Below are 17,193 nucleotides of genomic sequence, written 5' to 3' on the forward strand. Positions count from 1 at the left end.
GGAAAGTTACTTTGTTCATCAGCGTCCCATGAGCTGATGGTACCTTGCGTTAAGAGCTGCAAGGTCAGATTCGGTGAGGCCCGTGTAATAATCGGTTTTGTGCAAATGCGGATAACCGGCCGGAAATAATGATTCGTCGTCATCAAGGCAGATAAATGCTTTAACTCGATGTGAAAAGACAAAGTCCTCACACTCGGCAGCCCGCACACCAGTCTGTCCGTGTTTTAAATATACCGAACCGGTTGCACCTATGATTTTGTCTCTATAAGGCACCCGGAACAGAGATTTCAGATAACTTGTATTAGCGCACTCACGCCATGAGCTGGAGATAACAATCACCATGGCAGGGCAGTTATCCAGCAATTTCTCTAACAGTGGCATTCGCTCAAAGGTTTCATTTTTACACCTGTGGCAAACCCCATCGAAATCTAAGAAAAGCACGACATGCGAATCAGGGAGAGGGGCCCATAAACCAGCTGTTGTTTCTTCATGAACACATACTTCTTCATGATGAGGGTTTTTCTGGATCAAGAAAGAAGAGAGAATCTTAAATAAATTTCTTGCAGAAGAAGACAATATATTACTCCTGAGTCAGTGTGAAATATTTGTGGTGGTTTACCCAAGCCACTCGATGATCTTCTGTAATATCGGGTTGTATTTATTTAACAACAGGAGTCGGGTTTTGCTCCGGGACATTTTTAGCTATATGGCCATTGTATCGAGGAGGTTGCTGGGTCCATTGATAAAGCTCACCCATCCCGTTACGCTGCTGGATCCGGCGATTGTACTTTACCATGAAGTTAAATATGTACTTTGCACGTACCTTTGGGGTTTTGCTGTTGTAATCTGCAATCCCTTCAAACACATTGCCCTTGCGATCAACAATTTTTCTATAGAGCCACCATGTTCCAACCCAGAAACTTGCGCAAGCATCGTAAGCCAGAACCCGCCACGTTACCGTCGGGAAATGCTTTTTTATTTCAGGTAGATTGGATGAGTTGATCTGCATTGGGCCAATATCATAAGTGCCGTTAGTATTCCTGCTGAAAGTACCAACCTTACCGCCTTCATTGTCAAACAACGTAAAAACCAGTTCAGCATCAATTCCGAAGTAGCGGGCGGCATCCGTAATGCACTGAGTGTAAATCTCATCAGGAACGGGAATAGGTTTCACATCATCTGCTGGTGGTGTAAACACAACGATTTCTCCACTGAATCTACGTTTTATCTATTCTCCCATATATCTATCGACTTTCTTTCGGCTTTACCCGTTGATTTAAGCGTTTAAGCAAAATTCTGGAATTTTGGGGCGTGATAATATTAGTGCTCGATTTAAGGAGCGGAAATGAAAAAAATTATTAAGGCATCGGTATTACTTCTTTCATTAAGTACCGCCTTCACGATGAATGCCGAGCCGGTTAATACAATGGTACTGCCAGATGCAGCCCGGGATAAGCTCAAAGCCATTGGGCTTTCAATCGAGCACGTCGAACCCTCGCCAGTAAAAGATATTTTTACGGTGATTTCCAGGGAGGGGGTAAGTTACGTGAGCAAAGACGGAGATTACATTTTTACCGGAAGCTTATTCCACGTGAAAGGTAAAGATGTGGTAAACACCACTGAGCAGGCCATTTTAATGGGCGTCCGGGAATTCGCATCCAAAACAAAATCCATCGACTACAAATCACCAAACGAAAAATACCGGCTTGCTATCTTTACCGATATAACCTGTGGATACTGCCAAAAACTGCATCATGATCTGAAGTCTTATCTTGATGCCGGTATTTCGATTAAGTTTCTTGCATTCCCACGTGCAGGACTGAACTCGGTAGTAGCCGGGAACATGGCCAAAATCTGGTGTTCAGCAAAGCCAAACGAAGCTCTGGATGCAGCGATGAATCCGGTTTCAACTATCCCGGAAGGACGTCCTGATGAGGCTTGCTTAAACATTATCAAATCGCATTTCCAGGTGGCCTCAACAATCCCGCTGCAAGGTACTCCTACCATGGTGACACTAAGCGGCAAACCGCAGTTATTTACGGGGTGGCTGAGCCCGGAAAACCTGGTGACCCAAATGGGCGCTGCGCAAAAGTAACTTTTCCGACTGTAAGAGGTGTGTATGAAATCTACTTTACTGAGTACGTTAATGCTGGTTGCTGTAGGTGTACAGCCCGTTTTCGCTGCACAATGTCAGTACGGAGCCTGTGGAACGGAAAACGATCCCGGAATCGGATTTCTGATGTCATCGGTACAAATGGATAAAGGTGAACATCTAAAGGAACTCTCTGGTGTTGCGACCACAGGTGACACCATCTCTAAAAAGATGGAAAGCTACCTGGGAAATAAAAAGCTCAAGGTAAACACCGACAGTACCCGCAAGGGGCCGGGTAATACCACCATCAGGCCTACAGATGAGCTCGCCCCAACGAGGCAACTAAAAGTTATCCGGCCCGAACTGGTAAAAAATCCCGATTCGCAGCTCGTGGTAGCTTTCAATGAGCGCCTGGCCTGATTTATTGACTGAGAGCGTCCAGAAGGAAAAAAGATGTCGATACTCAGTAGCTTCGTCATCAGAGCAACGGGGATACCTGACAAAAAGTATCTCCGGGATCCCGTAATAAAACGTTGTTATAAACGTCTGAGTCGTAGGGTGCCTGCTCTAATGACGGGGTGGCTTCTGTGCATTCTGGGTTCAGGGTATGTCAGTATGGCACTGGAACAGCCTGATAGCACTGTATTACTCAGTCTGCTGCTGTTGTATGTTATGTCAGGCATTTTACTGATGCAGTTCCAGTATATGTATTCAGAGCGAAGCATAGGCTACAAGTTCTACCTGGAAGTGCTTATGAATGCAGCTGCCAGTACTCAACATAAAGAACAGTTACAGTATCTGTTCATTAATAAGCCCAATTCCATCACGATGGGCGATCTTTACCGACTTTATGATTTTAATGGGGGAGGGCGATAGCCACGTTAATGTGCGTGTCCAAAAGTCACTTTTGAACATTCTCTTCCCGCCGTCTGCTTTCAGTTCCAGGGGATCACTGCAACATAATTTCCGGAACGCAGCGGCGCATCAAATTTATCAGTAAAGGCGTCGATCATTGCTGAATAAGCAATGCTGTCTGACGGCACAGGTGCATTGCTTTGCATACTCACTTTCAGAACCTGCTTTGCTCCTTTCGCTGACGGGTATACCTCGACATCCAGCTGTCGCATATAGTGCATCTGCGACATCGTCTCAGTGCCTATTACCCCATCGACTGGCTTGTAGTCATAGTCAGTATGCAATTCGCCATGCTTGTCAGTTCTCGTTGTCTTTTTATCTACAACGTAGCCTGTCACCCCAGTAAGAAGCTGCTCGCTATACTGCATGTTCTCCTGTGAGCTGCTGATTCGGAACCTGAGCACATAATCTGGCTGGTGAGTGGAAATAATGACTCCTTTTTTTGCTAATCCATCAGCAAAACGGCCTGAAAACATTCTGGACTGAATACTTTCGTCCGGAGGGACTATCTGAAACCTTTTATTTGTAACAGGACGAGGCATTAGATCGTACGCATCTACCTGGTTTGCGAAATGATATCCGCATCCACTCAAAAGCATTGCGGTTGTGAGTATAAAGCCCTGCCTAATCATCCTTTAATCTCCAAAAAGCATTGTTTCACGAATAATTCCGATTTACCGGGCCAGTATAATCCATCGCAGGTTAATAACTAACAGGCTGAAAAGCATAAAGGTAGCTATGTCTAAAGAATTTTATTTAAAACCGATGGCCACGATTTTAATTTCTGCGGTTATTGCTACCGCTGCCTCGGCGTTAATCACGGCAACTTATTTTAAACCGAAGGTGCTCAGTGAGGAAGAAATTGGCAAAATTGCCGCTACTTACCTGGTAAAAAATCCCCATTATTTAGTGGAAGCAGGTAAGGCGCTGGAAAATCAGAACGTGAGTGCCTCAGTGGAACGAATAATTCCATATGCGCCAGCTCTGCTGGATACCAAGGAGACGCCAAACATCGGCCCTGATGACGCCGACGTCGCGGTAATCGAGTTCTTCGACTATCAGTGTATTTACTGCATGCGGGTTACACCTGTTGTTGAATCGGTAATGAATCAGAGCAAAGATGTAAAATTCTTCTTTAAAGAATTCCCGATTTTTGCCGGTTCAAAACCTGTATCTGCCATGGGGGCCGCTACGGGTCTGCACGTCTATCAGAATTTCGGTGCTGAAGCCTATCGTAAGTACCACAACAACCTGATGGCTGTGGCTCATACCTTCATGACCTCTCAACGCAAATTCGAACTCACTGACTTTAATACTGTGGTGGAAAAGTCAGGGTTTAACAGCACGTTTTCTGACAGGGAAAAAAACCGGTATGAAAACGTGATCTCCGGCAATATGCAGCTGGGCGAAGCGCTCGGGATCACCGGCACACCCGGTTTCATCATTATGAATATGAAAAAGCCGAATGCGGCGACTACCACATTTATCCCCGGGGCTATGGACGCAGCAACTTTGCAGGGCGCAATCGAAAAAGCTCGCGGGGCCTAAAGTTACTTTCACATTTGATGAGTACGGCCATGCCGGTCATGGCCGCTACGCTTTTACAACGAGTAATTCATCCCAGCGGGTCGTATATCTCGGTGATAGCATGGCCTGCTTCATACGAAAATCCTGTTGAATGCCTTCCCCCAGTAAAAACAGAGCTCCGCGCTTTTCTTTATTGAACCGGTCCATAACTTTCATCAGTGCCTGACTGCCAGGCCTGGCCGGGCGAGTATCAAACAGGCTGAGTTGCTCTGTGCCGTCAGTCATAGCGGAGAGCATTACCCCTGCTTTCGCATACGCTATCCCGGGTCTGTAAATGCGGTTCAGGATGGTCATGGCTGCATCAACCAGATCGCGGGTGTCCTGTGTAGCGGTAAGCGGCTCGATACCACAATTGCTGTAGCGGTTTTCACCTTGCGCATAATTGCTACTCTGAATGAAGACTGTGATTTGACGGGTCCACGAGCCATCCTTGCGCAGCTGCTCTGCCGCCCGGGCGGTAAAAAATGAAACTGCCTCATGTAGCTTGCCTATCTCATTAAGGCGCTGACCAAAACTTCTGGAAACGATAATCTGTTGCCTGACAGGAGGAGACTCGTGCAGCCGGAAACATGGTTCGCCATGCAGTTCCCGCCAGGTACGCTCGATTTCAACGCCAAAGCTTTTACGTAAAAAGCGAACGTCGCTATTATAAAAATCACCGGCAGTGATGATCCCGAAAGCCGACAGGCGTTCACTAATCTTTCGACCAATACCCCATATTTCTCTGGTACTGATCAGGCTCAGGAGCTTCCTGATCCTGGCCTGATCAGTCAAAACTACAACCCCGCCTGTAGCTGCCCATCGTTTGCTCGCATAGGTGCATAATTTAGCGAGGGTTTTGGTGCTTGAACAACCCACACCACAGGTAAGGGACAGATTATGAAGAAGTGTACTTCTGATCAACCGGCCGTAATCTTCATAATCTATTATCTTGTTCATGTTTTTCAATAACATGAAATTTTCATCTATGCTATATCGACTCGATTGAGGCGCGAAGCTTTCCAGCGTTTCATGGAAGCGATTTGAGTAGTCTTCATACAAAGTAAAGTTAGAGCTCCGGACTTCGATCCGGTGTTGCTGAATCAAATCCCTGCACTTAAAAATCGGGGTCCCACGCTTAATACCAACGCTTTTAGCCAGTTTATTCATTGCAATGACGGACGAATCGTTATTGCTGGCTATGATGAGCGGCTTTTTTGACAGCTTGGGATCCATCGCACACTCAAATGCCGCATAGGCTCCGTTAATATCAACGTGCATGTACATGGCTGAACTGATTCAGTGCAAAGGTGACGACGCCCCATATCTCAAGGGATTCAGGATTTACACGTATCGGCTTATAGGCTGGATTAGAAGGCATCAAAAGCAGCTCAGGATACGTGTGTAAGATCTTTACCGTAAACTCTCCATCCACCAGCGCAACGACGATAGAGCCGTGTCGTGCTGTTAAAGACCGATCCACAACCAGTATTGCTCCATCATTGATACCGGCATTGATCATACTGAGGCCCGCCGCCCTGACAAAGAAGGTTGAGGGGCGGTTGCGGACTACATATTCATGCAAATTTAATTCATTATCTTCATGCCCGGCGCACGGACTCATCACTCCACAGCTTAGTAAATCACTGAAAAAAGGTGCCATTTCGTAAGGCTTGTTGCTAATGTGCTCAAGGATAACAGACATAGCTACACTCGAATTCTTGTACTGTATGTATAAACAGTATTGCGAGTTGAAGAGAAAAGATCAAATCTCTCCGGTAACGCTATCAAGCCTGACGAAAAATTAAGCTTTATCATAAACATCAAAAACCATCTTTTACCGATAATGGCGAGCTGGCCTACGAAGAAGGTATACAAGCTAGGATGAAAGGATTCTGATGCTCCTCCCACCAAATTTTTTATCTCCTGAAGACCAGGCTGAGTACGATGCTTATATGGCAAGGTTCAGCGAGGTAAATCACTATTATGAGCATTGCACTGTCCCCGTGATTGACTGGTTTTTTAAACAAGCAACCGAGGCGCTGCATCATGGTCTATGGTTACCGGCCTGTACGAGCTTTCTGAATGGGATCGAAACATCACTCAGGGTTACGCTGAAGTTGAAATCAACTGTTAACGTTCAGCAGTCAGTTCCTGTACTGGTGGACTTAGATGGTACGTCAGTAATGAGTAACGCTTTAATGCGAAAGGCTAAGCAGGAAGGGATGCCGATAGAATTACTGTCATTTCCAGCCGAGAAGAATATGTTGGCAAAGATAGACGCTGGTAAAAAACCTGAAGCAGATATCGTCAGGCTTAGAAATAGTCTATGCCATGGCAACATTCTGGAGTTCATTATGAGTGTTAAAGTCGGTTCTCCAGATCCCATACGAATTTTTACTCCTGGTAACTGCTGTGGTTTAGCGCTTTTACTTTCGGCCTTATCGAAGAAATGGACGGTAGGCTTGCATCAATACTGGATCGACAACAATCTGACGTCCTGCTGAAACCTCATAAATCATGCCTACTAAAGTCACGTGCAAAAAAACGTTGTAGCATGATATGTTTAAAGTCAAAACAGTGGGTTCTATGTTTTGACGGCAAACATGATATAACTAATACTTCATAAGTAGATATCAATAGTCATAATGGAGTGAACTATGAAATTAAAAAATATTCTGCTGTGTGCGATGATGTCAGTCGCTTTTGGCTCCTCTGCTAATACTACACATAAAGTTGAAAACGAACCTATCCCAAACATTATTCTTGATGGTAAGGTTGATGATATTTGTAAAGATGCAAGCATCCGAACTGAACTTAATCATGATAAAGCAAAGGAACTGGTAACCACCAACCTGAAGCAGGCATTACCATTAAATACGGTACCGGATAAGTTGGATGAAGTTGCAGAAGCCTTTGTAAACCGCGACAAAGGCGCTTCAGAAACAGCAGACCATTGCCTTGTTAATGTACGTAATAAATACTGGGAAATGTATCCCTCTGAAGATAAGTAGCATTTATTATTAAAGGCTTCACTTAAGAAGCCTTTTTTAACCCTTTGCGAAACCTGCTTTAAAAGCAATGCGCTATTCATATCTAAGAATCTATTTAATTAATGAATAATAGTGGACGGATTCATTTCTAGTGAATGCCGAAGTTGGTGTTTTTTGAGTTATTAGACGGTAAGTGCAATCTGGTATGATTCACCTAACATACGAATCTGGAAGGAAAGGTATATGGGTGACCTGGTCAGCAAAAATAACATTGACCGTTTAGAGCGATTTCATTCTTTGCTGGCGGGTCAGTACTGGACGTCCACTGACAGCATCCCTGAAGAGGGTATTGTGGCAGGGGATACGCTGCTCATTACGTCTTTGCGTTACGTTGAAGATAAGCTGCACACAGTGATTCTACGCGCCCATCCCCGCGTTTACGGTCAGACTGTAGCTATTGTCACTGAAGACAGCAGCGGCAACCGTAGGGAACGTGGCAAAGAAATGCGAGAGCATCGCTTCCTGGTTAAGGATTTTCTGTCCAGTTTTGTATTTGAACCCGACCATAAGGTAATCCGGGATGCTGAACTCAGACAAGCTCAGGAAGAAGTGAATAGCCTACAGGCATCGCTTACAGCCCTCGTGAGCGATGCTCAGGGGCTCCGTGACCTTGCGATTGAGCAATTAGGTACAGATGACCGTGAAAACCCTGTGACGGGCCTTAGCGTTGCGTTAGTGCCCCCACAAGAGCAGCAGGCGGTAACCTCACTGGCGATTGGATCAGTTCAAAATGCTCTGTCCTCTGGTATTTCAGATACCCGCATTGAACAAATCAGAGAAGCGGCCTTAAAAGAAGGGCAGATCAGCACAGCCATCAGCAAAATCATCACACAACGAACGCAGGCAATCGCTAATGCCAGCAAAAGAATGCTGCCCTATTTCGAGGAAGTTGCAGCGGCAAGTCTGGCCACTACAGAAGAAGCCATGGAATATGTGAAGAAAATCCACGATGGCGTTGGCAGTCTGGAACTGTATACCGGCAAAGACGTTGAGGTAGTGAATATCGTGAAGGGTGAATCCGCTCCATCACACCTCCCGCTCCAGGTCGTTCAGGCAAAGCTGATGGTGGATGAAGAGCTGGCCGTATGGTGCGATCTCGATAGCTGGTTCGACTTCTCTGATATGGAAAAATTTCATGAAACTTTACGAACCAGCCCCGGGCTGGTGGAGCAGATTTTTCCGTCCGAACGTTCCATCGTATGTATGGCCACAACACGACGTTATATCGATTACCGCGATCCCTGGGAAAATCATGTCCGCAATGACAGGAACCGGGTTGTATTCCTTCTGGTCCGGGACGGTCAAAATATTCATCAGGTTTACTCTTCGGTAGAAAGCCATCTTGGGGCTTCGCAGCTATTCCCTTCCGCCAGCGAACAGGAAGCACATTTCCAGGGGATTGATGGCAGCACCATAAAGTTTGAGGACGTCAGTTATACCGACCGACTGAAGCAGCATGATCTTATGGCACTTCACTACCGTCGTTTCCTGATCCTTATCTGCGGCCTCGATCACCGGCTCAAACTATTTGGTGATTTCTATGATACCAATACCCCTTACAGTTTTCTGAGCCTTGAGTTCCAGGAACGGTACTTCCAATTTCTGCACGACAAAGACGGTTCTGGCCTTTTGGGTATGGCTGAGACACGGCCGTCTCTGCAAAGTTATCTTGAACAGGCAAACTCATGCCTTCAGTCCGGATCCCGGGTAATGTGCAACTGGGATTCGTTGATGAACCCAGTGACAGCACCAGGAGCAGTTCAGGAAGACAACAGCTACTCTGGCTATAAATGGCTTGGGAGAACCCATAAAAACTATGAGCCGGTTATTGCATTCCGTCAGGGAGACGATATCTGTGTCAACGCAACAGTAAACAGATACTCAACGGATCGAGATTTCAATTGTAAGGTGAATTTGTCTTTATTTAAGGAGTCCAGCAGGAATGATGCTGAACTGGGTTTCCTGTGCATGGATACCATTAAAGCGGAGGAGCTCGAATGGTACATTCACAGACGTAAATTCAGGTCTAATCACCTGTTTTACATTCGCTTCTTCAAGATGGCTTTAAATTATATTCGTGCCGAGCGTGAGGCAGAAGAACCTTACCGGCAGATGCTGAGCCAGGCTCTGGCCGATGGAAATATTGGCCAGCCTAATCTGAGATCAGAGTTGATAGATCGATGCATTGTAGCCTGGCGAGCTGATAACAGGGGGGCGACGCTGGAAGCTGCCATGAGTACAGAGAAGGGCTCCAAAGAGCTCCTGAACCAGCTCTATATGCTCGCTGATGTGGGGCTCAAACATCTTCCCGGGGTTCGTAATTTTATTAGCAGCAAAGGCTATGAGCTGGTCAGGTTATCGGTAAATGCTTCAGGGAAACTTGTTGCATATGCCGCACCAGCAAATTTTGAATGCGACAACCGGATGGAAGGGCATGCCTGGGTTCATCGAATGGTACTTGCTACATCCCGAAATGTCTTAAACGTCACTCATCAACGTTTTGCGAAAATGAAACACTTCTTACCAGCTGAAAACACCCTGTTCGAAGATGAACAGCTGGTGGCCACATGGTCGGGCAAAAAGACTGCTTTCAAAAGCTTCGAAGAGAAGCAGCGTTATTTTGATACATGCTCCCGTGGCGCTCAGGCTCTTAAGCAGTTTTTAAAGCTGAACGATCCGGTGATTTACACCAATCTGCTTGGCCAGTGGATTGAGGCCTATGAAAGTATCAATGAAACCAGTGAGTACGTACAGCAAGTAAGCCTAATGGCTCCTGTTGCGGTCAAGAGCGAAAAAGGTAAAGCCAGCCTCATCTATATTGGCACTAAAGACCTGGCCGACTGGTTTTATCAGAAAGCGCCGACACCCGAGTTGCAGGCGCTGTTCCTTGAGGAATACCTGTCCAAATTTGAAAATAAAGAGGTCAATAAAGAAAAGCTACTTTCACGCAGAAATACCGCTCTGTCTCTCAGTTTTTACACCATGGACAACGGGGAAGTACCAGATGAAATCCTCGTCACCAAATCAGTTGATAATGCCAGACGGTGGTATTCAGGAATGTTCACAAGCATGCCAACGATGTTAAATGACCAGTGGTCCTGCCATGTTGCGCATTTTTCCCGTAACGGAAAACTCTATTTGACGCCTGATCTGGTCACTGATGAAGGGGAACCTGGTTTTGATGAAATACTCGGGTATCCGCGCCCGGAGGGGCTGGTACCGGTAACCGTGTGTGAGTTTGAAATTGACCACTTTAACCGACGTGGCATTGATGCGAATGGTGATAAGGTGAATATTACACAGTGGGTCGATATTTATCAGGGTGAGCGTGAGGTTACGGAACTGCTGGGGCCTATTTCTGAAGAAGGGGTGAACATCAAAACCTACAGGATGGACACTCTTGAGCAGGCGATGAAAAACATCTCCCGGGGCTCGACGCGCCTCAGACCGTCAACGGAGAATAGCGAGTGGCAACAGCCAGCAGAAGGTGTGAGCCGCTATGTACTTCGGTCATGGTAAAACGCGGGGGCAGGTGCCATCAAAACATCAAACAAAAAGCCATTACAGGCTCAAAGACCCCTTATCGCTCAAATTTGAAAGAGATAAGGCTTTATGATGGCAACGAGGATTATCACCCATCTCGCCGGAGTAACTGGCATAAAAATTGTTTAATCTTTATGCCAGCGCTTCGGCATTTGCTGGCAAGGAGACAGTGTTGAAAGACCATATCGTACCCCCACGAAAAACTAGCGCGAGTTTATCTTATCAACTCAAACGTATTGGGCGCATGCTCCTTCTTTTACTGAGCTTGGCTTTTATAGTTTACGGATTCGTACTGGCTTTCCATCCGCCGCTAACAACCTGGCTACTTCAACCCGGTGGACACTTTGCCCCAGATGACCGATTCATACTGGTTAGTGTTAAGGTTCAGTTTACAACCGGAATAATGGGGCTAATTGTTTGGCGCTTATGGTAAAAGTGGCAAGCAATGATGGGAGAAGGATAACGTTGCTCAGCTCAATCCGGTTTACTGATTGCTTAAATAGAAGGCAGTCATGCCTACATCAGAAAGGAGAAGCATAGATGGTAGAAGCACGTTATCAAGGCAAGCCTGTTAGCAGTCTTCCTGAAGAAGCTTTTGCTGAAGGGTTATCGCGATCCGGTTTAAGCCCCGTTCTGCTACTGGCATCCCCGACCACAGTACCCGTTACCACGGATGAGCGCTGGTGGCTCGCAAAGGAAAACGTGTCAGGACATTACGGCAGGATTTTTTATGCTGCGGTGCGGGAGTTGGTCATAAGGTCGGATATCATCTCAGTAGTGAGAAGTATTGCAGATGAGAATTTCACGTCCGAACATATGGGGTACTTCGAGCGACTTACCTCTGATGAAAAAGAAGTCGTGTTTAGTGATTACCTGCGCACTCTCGCTGAAGGCGGTCTTACCTGCACTGAGAAGAATCTCGTCAAACTGACGCAAGATTTATACCCGATTGATGCAACTCCTGACAACATTAGAAAGCTATCCACGGACAGGGATGCACTGAACGAACTACACATCGATGGTATGGTACTTTTTATTACCGGCCCTGCGCTTTGATTATGGAGATAATACATGCGGTGTTATCCCTGTTAAGGGTTAAGGTAACATTCTTCTAGAATTACAGAAAAATAGAGGTCTAACATGATAGTAAATAAAAACAGGTTTATGCATAAAAACGGGAAAAGGTTTAAGTCCATCGGAAGGTATTTAAGATTTTGGCAAGCAGTAGCGTCCTCTGGTTTACCCATGGACATGGTAATACGGGAAAAACCATATCAACTTATGGTCGCTTTGATTGCTTTATATACGGCCATCCCTGTTGTTACAATAGTAATTTTATCTGGTCAGCAATCGCATAAGTTGGAACTAATTGCTGTGCATTTCAGTACAATTATCACGATGGTGTTTGTTTTGCGTCGAAAGATGGGGAAACGTTGGCTGGATTTATTTGAAGAAAAATTAGCCATTTATAAACCTAATGATAAACTCGCGCTTAGCGAATTACACGAAAGCATACGTGAGAAAAATGGGCTAGACTTGCAGGATTTACAAGATTGGTACTGGAAAGAGAAGATGACATATGAGTATCACAAAGAACGTAAAACAACTATAAGCTATCAAAAATTCAAGTAGCGTTTTAAAATGACAGGGGAGGGCTATTGTGATTTATTAAGTCGGCAAGGTTATTAGGTAGGGGTGTTCAATATGATAAATTCTTCGAGTGAGGTTATTTCAAGAGTTGTTCTGGGCCTTTGAGATAGCTAATTATCATTACAGACTTTATCGAAAGGTATGAATTATGAACATTACCGACAAAGAACTTAGCTCAAATACAGTGAGACAGTATGGATGGAACTTAGGAGAGTTCAATCACTCAACGCCTTTTACATCTCATTTTATTTATATCACCGACTATCATAAAGATAATACATGGATGATTTCACTTTCGCAGGAGGATTTTAATACAACCAAAATTTTAACATCGTTAAGTCTAGGGAAGGTGCGAACAAGTTCCTGATATGAGATCATCATATTCATCCGGAGCGCATCCCAGAGGGACATCATGAGCCATTAACTCACCTTCGCCGATAGTGAATTCAGCACTAAGCGCCGTCAGACCCGAAAAGAGATTTTCCTCTCCCGCATGGAGCAGATTCTGCCATGGCAGAATATGACCGCTGTCATCGAGCCGTTTTATCCCAAGGCGGGCAATGGCCGACGGCCCTATCCGCTGGAGACCATGCTGCGTATTCACTGCATGCAGCATTGGTACAACCTGAGCGACGGTGCCATGGAAGATGCCCTGTACGAAATCGCCTCCATGCGCCTGTTTGCCCGATTATCCCTGGATAGCGCCCTGCCGGATCGCACCACCATCATGAATTTCCGCCACCTGCTCGAGCAGCATCAACTGGCCCGTCAATTGTTCAAGACCATCAATCGCTGGCTGGCCGAAGCAGGCGTCATGATGACCCAAGGCACTTTGGTGGATGCCACCATCATTGAGGCACCCAGCTCTAGCAAGAACAAAGAGCAGCAACGCGATCCGGAGATGCATCAGACCAAGAAAGGCAATCAGTGGCACTTTGGCATGAAGGCCCACATTGGTGTCGATGCCAAGAGTGGCCTGACCCACAGCCTAGTCACCACCGCGGCCAACGAGCATGACCTCAATCAGCTGGGTAATCTGCTTCATGGAGAGGAGCAATTTGTCTCAGCCGATGCCGGCTACCAAGGAGCGCCACAGCGCGAGGAGCTGGCCGAGGTGGATGTGGACTGGCTGATCGCCGAGCGTCCCGGCAAGGTAAAAACCTTGAAGCAGCATCCGCGCAAGAACAAAACGGCCATCAACATCGAATACATGAAAGCCAGCATCCGTGCCAAGGTGGAGCACCCGTTTCGCATCATCAAGCGGCAGTTCGGCTTCGTGAAAGCCAGATACAAGGGGCTGCTGAAAAACGATAACCAACTGGCGATGTTATTCACCCTGGCCAACCTGTTTCGGGTGGACCAAATGATACGTCAGTGGGAGAGATCTCAGTAAAAACCGGAAATAACGCCAGAAATGGTGGAAAAAATAGCCTAAATAGGCTGATTCGATGTGTTTGCGGGAAAAAAATCGGCCCAGATCCGCGAAATTTTAATCAGCGAGTCAGCTTGGGAAGAAATGACCTGCTTATTCGCACCTTCCCTAGATGCCTGTGTATCCATGCTCGGAAAGATACTAAAAAAAATGTCTAACAAAAACGGTATCTCACAAACGGAAGAATCTGAATTCGCATTTCTTTTAACAAACTATATTAAACAGACTTTGACTTTTAGAGAATGGCAACGCAATGCTGACGGAAATCAACGACTGCACTTTCTTATTAATATCTACGGTGCAAAAGAAGACGGTGGCGAAGTGGTTTTAAGACCATTTATTGTAAATCCTGATGAATTAATGCTTACTCCAGCGGATGTCGTTGAATTTAATTCGCAGGTTATCAACGTTGATCGGCAGCGTCATCCTGAGTGGTTCCGTTAACTGGTCACAAGGGTTAAGAGCCTGAAAGGCTGCGATAGTGTATACGCAGCCTATTCTGTATAGCCGTCGCGTAATAATTGTTCTAAATGACTATCGACCGTTTCCTGATCACCAGGAATATATCGTGGCCATCCTGTTATATCGTTGACGCGTTTCACTATGTATGGATGAAACCCAAACTGCTCGGAAGTGATGTCAATATAATATTGCACTTCTTCGAAGTTCAATTCACACCAATAATGGCCAAAGCCACCACTCTCTGTAAATATACCGCCATCATCTGCACCGTTACCCCCACGAACAACAGCATCTAGACCTTTAGTTTTTGCTAAATAACATACAAGATAGCTTGCAAAAAGGCATGTGCCTTTCGTCTTCTTTGTGCCGCACTCCGTCAAAACTGAAAGTAGCTTTTCATGCGCCACTCGTGCAATGCCTGATACCAATTCCGGGGACATGTCTGCTCCAATGAAATTATTAGATCGACTTAAACAGGTAATATGTAATTAGGCATTACGATAAGTCGTGCCCTATTGGTTGGTACATCGTAAGAAAAGTAACTTTTCTAATCCCAGCCTGCACTCCGGGAATGCTTCTAACCTGAATAAATCACGGGGGCAGTGCTGGATACTTGTCAACTGTATTTGGATTCACAGGCTAACTATTTTTATACAGTTTAAGTGAATAAAACTTACTTAAAGCAGCGAACCACGCCGAAAGTGTAATGAGGAATACCGCCAATTCATCAGAACCATTTTTGATAGCACTGAGTAGAGCGATTAGTCCAAGGAACACCGAAAGAAAGACTAGTATTGCGGGTAAAAGTTTATACATGATAGACGTTCCTTTTAAAGGTTCAGATAGGTAGACCAACGCAGATAACGTCGGAATTGCCTGTTGTAAGATTACGCTCATTTAATTATTTTTATAACCTATGAATCCGCGTATAATTTCATTTGTAGTAATCTTCGTAATATATATCTGATAGACATTGATCTTTTTAATGTCTTGTTGACTCACAACACCATATAAGCAACTCTTAGATTGGTTTAACACAGCGCTTCCACTAACTCCATTTTGATAAAAAGCAGTCAAACCATCAGAACCAACTATTCCTTTATAATAGTAGGTTGAGTCGGGGGAAGCATACGTATTTGAAAGCGTATTATACATTCCCGATAGAACCCAAACAGACTCACCTGGAGCTAGAACATTATCACATACTGGAAGCTTCCAATTAGGTGGGGCTTTGACAATAGTATTTTTTTCTACTTTTAAAAGAGCGAGGTCCCGGTTCTTAGGATCATCAATATTGATAACTGTTGCTGGTTGGCTCCCATTCCTTGTTATTATACTTAGACTATAATCCTTGCTTGCATCAAGCCATAAATGTGAAGCTGTAAGAATATGTTGTTCATCGATCCAAGTACCTGAGCCGGAGATTGTCTTATTTCCAGACTTGATTTGAATTTTTACAGCTGAGTCCGAAAGCTCAAAATCATTGTGGTGCATACTTTGTTTATGAGGATTATCGGTGGAACAAGCAGAAATCAGTAAGGCTGAAAGAGCTAAAACCTTTCTATACATAGTCAGTTTCCTTCGAATAAGGCGAGTTTGGTTTCTAGAATATTTTATCCAGCGAGGAATTCTTCTAACGTGCTATCTTGGTACTGGGGATATATCTGCTTCATCATGCCAAAAGCAGCAACCGCTACGCTTTCTAAGTCGGAATAGAATTTAGGCTCCGTATTAAGATCATCACCATTCTTCAGAACGCCCTCGAAGCAGCTATAATCATTTCCGAACTCTTGAACAATAATCCAGCGCCCATCACGGAAACCTACGAGCATAACCGCTGAATTAGGATAGTCGCCAGCAGGCGTTAGCCAATCAAAGTGATAGTGCTTTATCGTATCATATTTCAGATGTACATTCATTATTCCTCCGTTGGCGATTACATTATTTGAGTTTTTTCATGGACTCTAAAGAAGCGAGGTAGGAATTATAGCGATCACCAAATTTTTCTTTCGCACGCTTAACGCGCATTTTCTCCGCGAGCTCAGTCTTGTTTTCTGCCTGGTAGGTCCTATTATTTTGCGTCTTTACTTCGGCCCCTGGGCCTGCTGCGTACGTTTTGTTTTTCTCGCTAATACACGCTCGGCATTTACTCTTGAGGCCAAACTTGCCCTTGAGCTCTTTTCCAAACTGTTCAAAGGGTTTAACTTGCTGACATGATTTGCATTTTTTAAAGCCCGGGGGGAGGTAGGTGTCAGCCATGAGCTGCTCCAGTAGGTATTGATTATAGGTGATTTTAACTTAAAGACGACGTCACTTTCAAATAAATCGACTACTTAACGCTGATCTTACATAATCCTGATTATGCGCACTTAAGTTGTTAGAACCATTTAGTAATGTCACTTTTTATCCAGATAGAAACGTCACCTTAGAGTAAGCTAAACTGAATGCAATTCTAAGGGGCTCAACGCATGTTGGTGACC

Annotated in this window: 21 protein-coding genes; 12 read left to right on the top strand and 9 right to left on the bottom strand. The window is 45.1% G+C overall.

What is annotated here, in order from left to right; translation table 11 throughout:
* Positions 1-18: 18 nt before the first annotated feature.
* Positions 19-576: an HAD domain-containing protein gene (locus CKK19_RS22900; RefSeq protein ID WP_001371950.1), complete on the bottom strand. Its 558-nt coding sequence runs from the start codon at positions 574-576 to the stop codon at positions 19-21.
* Between the two features lie 82 nt (positions 577-658).
* The gene (locus CKK19_RS22905; protein WP_000494968.1) at positions 659-1,198 is read right to left on the bottom strand and encodes a lytic transglycosylase domain-containing protein; all 540 of its coding nucleotides are present in this window, start codon (positions 1,196-1,198) and stop codon (positions 659-661) included.
* 147 nt (positions 1,199-1,345) lie between these two features.
* Between CKK19_RS22905 and CKK19_RS22910 the strand changes: the two genes are divergently transcribed.
* The 3 genes from CKK19_RS22910 to CKK19_RS22920 all read left to right on the top strand — a co-directional run bounded on the left by CKK19_RS22910 (position 1,346) and on the right by CKK19_RS22920 (position 2,968).
* Complete coding sequence (locus CKK19_RS22910) at positions 1,346-2,095, top strand: thioredoxin fold domain-containing protein (protein WP_000720274.1); 750 nt, start codon at positions 1,346-1,348, stop codon at positions 2,093-2,095.
* A 24-nt stretch (positions 2,096-2,119) separates the two neighbouring features.
* Positions 2,120-2,512 (top strand): hypothetical protein, encoded by a 393-nt coding sequence (locus tag CKK19_RS22915; protein WP_000843243.1) that lies wholly within the window; start codon positions 2,120-2,122, stop codon positions 2,510-2,512.
* A gap of 195 nt (positions 2,513-2,707) precedes the next feature.
* Positions 2,708-2,968 (top strand): hypothetical protein, encoded by a 261-nt coding sequence (locus CKK19_RS22920; RefSeq protein WP_001439466.1) that lies wholly within the window; start codon positions 2,708-2,710, stop codon positions 2,966-2,968.
* Between the two features lie 59 nt (positions 2,969-3,027).
* Here the strand turns inward: CKK19_RS22920 and CKK19_RS22925 are convergent, their stop codons facing one another.
* Entirely contained in the window at positions 3,028-3,375 is a 348-nt protein-coding gene (locus tag CKK19_RS22925) for a hypothetical protein (RefSeq protein WP_121343843.1), read from the bottom strand.
* A gap of 370 nt (positions 3,376-3,745) precedes the next feature.
* Here CKK19_RS22925 and CKK19_RS22930 point away from each other — a divergent pair, with 370 nt between their 5' ends.
* On the top strand, positions 3,746-4,555 hold the full coding sequence (locus tag CKK19_RS22930) for a DsbA family protein (protein ID WP_000031378.1): 810 nt from the start codon (positions 3,746-3,748) through the stop codon (positions 4,553-4,555).
* 45 nt (positions 4,556-4,600) lie between these two features.
* Here CKK19_RS22930 and umuC read toward each other — a convergent pair whose 3' ends face one another.
* Both umuC and umuD read right to left on the bottom strand, forming a co-directional pair.
* Complete coding sequence (gene umuC, locus CKK19_RS22935) at positions 4,601-5,854, bottom strand: translesion error-prone DNA polymerase V subunit UmuC (protein ID WP_001371894.1); 1,254 nt, start codon at positions 5,852-5,854, stop codon at positions 4,601-4,603.
* Positions 5,844-6,278, bottom strand: a complete 435-nt coding sequence (umuD, locus tag CKK19_RS22940) for a translesion error-prone DNA polymerase V autoproteolytic subunit (protein WP_000111290.1) — start codon at positions 6,276-6,278, stop codon at positions 5,844-5,846. The genes umuC and umuD overlap by 11 nt, the downstream gene beginning before the upstream one ends.
* A gap of 193 nt (positions 6,279-6,471) precedes the next feature.
* On the opposite strand from umuD, the gene CKK19_RS22945 reads away from it, so the two are divergent.
* From CKK19_RS22945 to CKK19_RS22975, 8 genes are all read left to right on the top strand, one after another.
* Complete coding sequence (locus tag CKK19_RS22945) at positions 6,472-7,080, top strand: hypothetical protein (RefSeq protein ID WP_000926374.1); 609 nt, start codon at positions 6,472-6,474, stop codon at positions 7,078-7,080.
* 153 nt (positions 7,081-7,233) lie between these two features.
* A complete protein-coding gene (locus CKK19_RS22950; protein WP_000769182.1) occupies positions 7,234-7,587 on the top strand; it encodes a hypothetical protein in 354 nt (117 codons plus the stop codon).
* Positions 7,588-7,809: 222 nt separating this feature from the next.
* Complete coding sequence (locus tag CKK19_RS22955) at positions 7,810-11,145, top strand: hypothetical protein (RefSeq protein ID WP_000502666.1); 3,336 nt, start codon at positions 7,810-7,812, stop codon at positions 11,143-11,145.
* A gap of 564 nt (positions 11,146-11,709) precedes the next feature.
* Positions 11,710-12,225, top strand: coding sequence for a hypothetical protein (locus CKK19_RS22960; RefSeq protein WP_000228894.1), 516 nt, complete (start codon positions 11,710-11,712; stop codon positions 12,223-12,225).
* A gap of 84 nt (positions 12,226-12,309) precedes the next feature.
* Positions 12,310-12,801 carry a hypothetical protein gene (locus CKK19_RS22965; protein ID WP_000636790.1) on the top strand — a complete coding sequence of 164 codons (492 nt, stop codon included), beginning with the start codon at positions 12,310-12,312 and terminating at the stop codon, positions 12,799-12,801.
* A 496-nt stretch (positions 12,802-13,297) separates the two neighbouring features.
* Positions 13,298-14,212, top strand: a complete 915-nt coding sequence (locus CKK19_RS22970; protein WP_100185530.1) for an IS5 family transposase — start codon at positions 13,298-13,300, stop codon at positions 14,210-14,212.
* Positions 14,194-14,409, top strand: coding sequence for a hypothetical protein (locus CKK19_RS25395; protein WP_122966916.1), 216 nt, complete (start codon positions 14,194-14,196; stop codon positions 14,407-14,409). Before CKK19_RS22970 ends, CKK19_RS25395 begins: the two co-directional genes overlap by 19 nt.
* A complete protein-coding gene (locus CKK19_RS22975) occupies positions 14,312-14,695 on the top strand; it encodes a hypothetical protein (RefSeq protein ID WP_233144839.1) in 384 nt (127 codons plus the stop codon). Before CKK19_RS25395 ends, CKK19_RS22975 begins: the two co-directional genes overlap by 98 nt.
* 50 nt (positions 14,696-14,745) lie before the next feature.
* On the opposite strand, the gene CKK19_RS22980 is transcribed toward CKK19_RS22975, so the two are convergent.
* From CKK19_RS22980 to CKK19_RS22995, 4 genes are all read right to left on the bottom strand, one after another.
* The gene (locus CKK19_RS22980; RefSeq protein WP_001371904.1) at positions 14,746-15,153 is read right to left on the bottom strand and encodes a hypothetical protein; all 408 of its coding nucleotides are present in this window, start codon (positions 15,151-15,153) and stop codon (positions 14,746-14,748) included.
* A 457-nt stretch (positions 15,154-15,610) separates the two neighbouring features.
* A complete protein-coding gene (locus CKK19_RS22985; RefSeq protein ID WP_000285959.1) occupies positions 15,611-16,282 on the bottom strand; it encodes a S1 family peptidase in 672 nt (223 codons plus the stop codon).
* A 44-nt stretch (positions 16,283-16,326) separates the two neighbouring features.
* Positions 16,327-16,632: a hypothetical protein gene (locus CKK19_RS22990; protein WP_001100610.1), complete on the bottom strand. Its 306-nt coding sequence runs from the start codon at positions 16,630-16,632 to the stop codon at positions 16,327-16,329.
* 22 nt (positions 16,633-16,654) lie between these two features.
* Positions 16,655-16,972, bottom strand: a complete 318-nt coding sequence (locus CKK19_RS22995) for a hypothetical protein (protein WP_000785965.1) — start codon at positions 16,970-16,972, stop codon at positions 16,655-16,657.
* Positions 16,973-17,193: the final 221 nt, after the last annotated feature.

Source organism: Enterobacter sp. CCUG 70166 (assembly GCF_020224095.1).
Classification (GTDB): domain Bacteria; phylum Pseudomonadota; class Gammaproteobacteria; order Enterobacterales; family Enterobacteriaceae; genus Enterobacter; species Enterobacter intestinihominis.

What these genes read in the sequence shown, in the direction of transcription:
- CKK19_RS22995 (WP_000785965.1), bottom strand. Translation starts at nt 16,972, where the DNA reads ATGGCTGACACCTACCTCCCCCCGGGCTTTAAAAAATGCAAATCATGT.
- CKK19_RS22915 (WP_000843243.1), top strand. Translation starts at nt 2,120, where the DNA reads ATGAAATCTACTTTACTGAGTACGTTAATGCTGGTTGCTGTAGGTGTA.
- CKK19_RS22990 (WP_001100610.1), bottom strand. Translation starts at nt 16,632, where the DNA reads ATGAATGTACATCTGAAATATGATACGATAAAGCACTATCACTTTGAT.
- CKK19_RS22920 (WP_001439466.1), top strand. Translation starts at nt 2,708, where the DNA reads ATGGCACTGGAACAGCCTGATAGCACTGTATTACTCAGTCTGCTGCTG.
- CKK19_RS22985 (WP_000285959.1), bottom strand. Translation starts at nt 16,282, where the DNA reads ATGTATAGAAAGGTTTTAGCTCTTTCAGCCTTACTGATTTCTGCTTGT.
- umuC (WP_001371894.1), bottom strand. Translation starts at nt 5,854, where the DNA reads ATGCACGTTGATATTAACGGAGCCTATGCGGCATTTGAGTGTGCGATG.
- CKK19_RS22930 (WP_000031378.1), top strand. Translation starts at nt 3,746, where the DNA reads ATGTCTAAAGAATTTTATTTAAAACCGATGGCCACGATTTTAATTTCT.
- CKK19_RS22980 (WP_001371904.1), bottom strand. Translation starts at nt 15,153, where the DNA reads ATGTCCCCGGAATTGGTATCAGGCATTGCACGAGTGGCGCATGAAAAG.
- umuD (WP_000111290.1), bottom strand. Translation starts at nt 6,278, where the DNA reads ATGTCTGTTATCCTTGAGCACATTAGCAACAAGCCTTACGAAATGGCA.
- CKK19_RS22950 (WP_000769182.1), top strand. Translation starts at nt 7,234, where the DNA reads ATGAAATTAAAAAATATTCTGCTGTGTGCGATGATGTCAGTCGCTTTT.
- CKK19_RS22945 (WP_000926374.1), top strand. Translation starts at nt 6,472, where the DNA reads ATGCTCCTCCCACCAAATTTTTTATCTCCTGAAGACCAGGCTGAGTAC.
- CKK19_RS22925 (WP_121343843.1), bottom strand. Translation starts at nt 3,375, where the DNA reads ATGCAGTATAGCGAGCAGCTTCTTACTGGGGTGACAGGCTACGTTGTA.
- CKK19_RS22960 (WP_000228894.1), top strand. Translation starts at nt 11,710, where the DNA reads ATGGTAGAAGCACGTTATCAAGGCAAGCCTGTTAGCAGTCTTCCTGAA.
- CKK19_RS22965 (WP_000636790.1), top strand. Translation starts at nt 12,310, where the DNA reads ATGATAGTAAATAAAAACAGGTTTATGCATAAAAACGGGAAAAGGTTT.
- CKK19_RS22910 (WP_000720274.1), top strand. Translation starts at nt 1,346, where the DNA reads ATGAAAAAAATTATTAAGGCATCGGTATTACTTCTTTCATTAAGTACC.
- CKK19_RS22955 (WP_000502666.1), top strand. Translation starts at nt 7,810, where the DNA reads ATGGGTGACCTGGTCAGCAAAAATAACATTGACCGTTTAGAGCGATTT.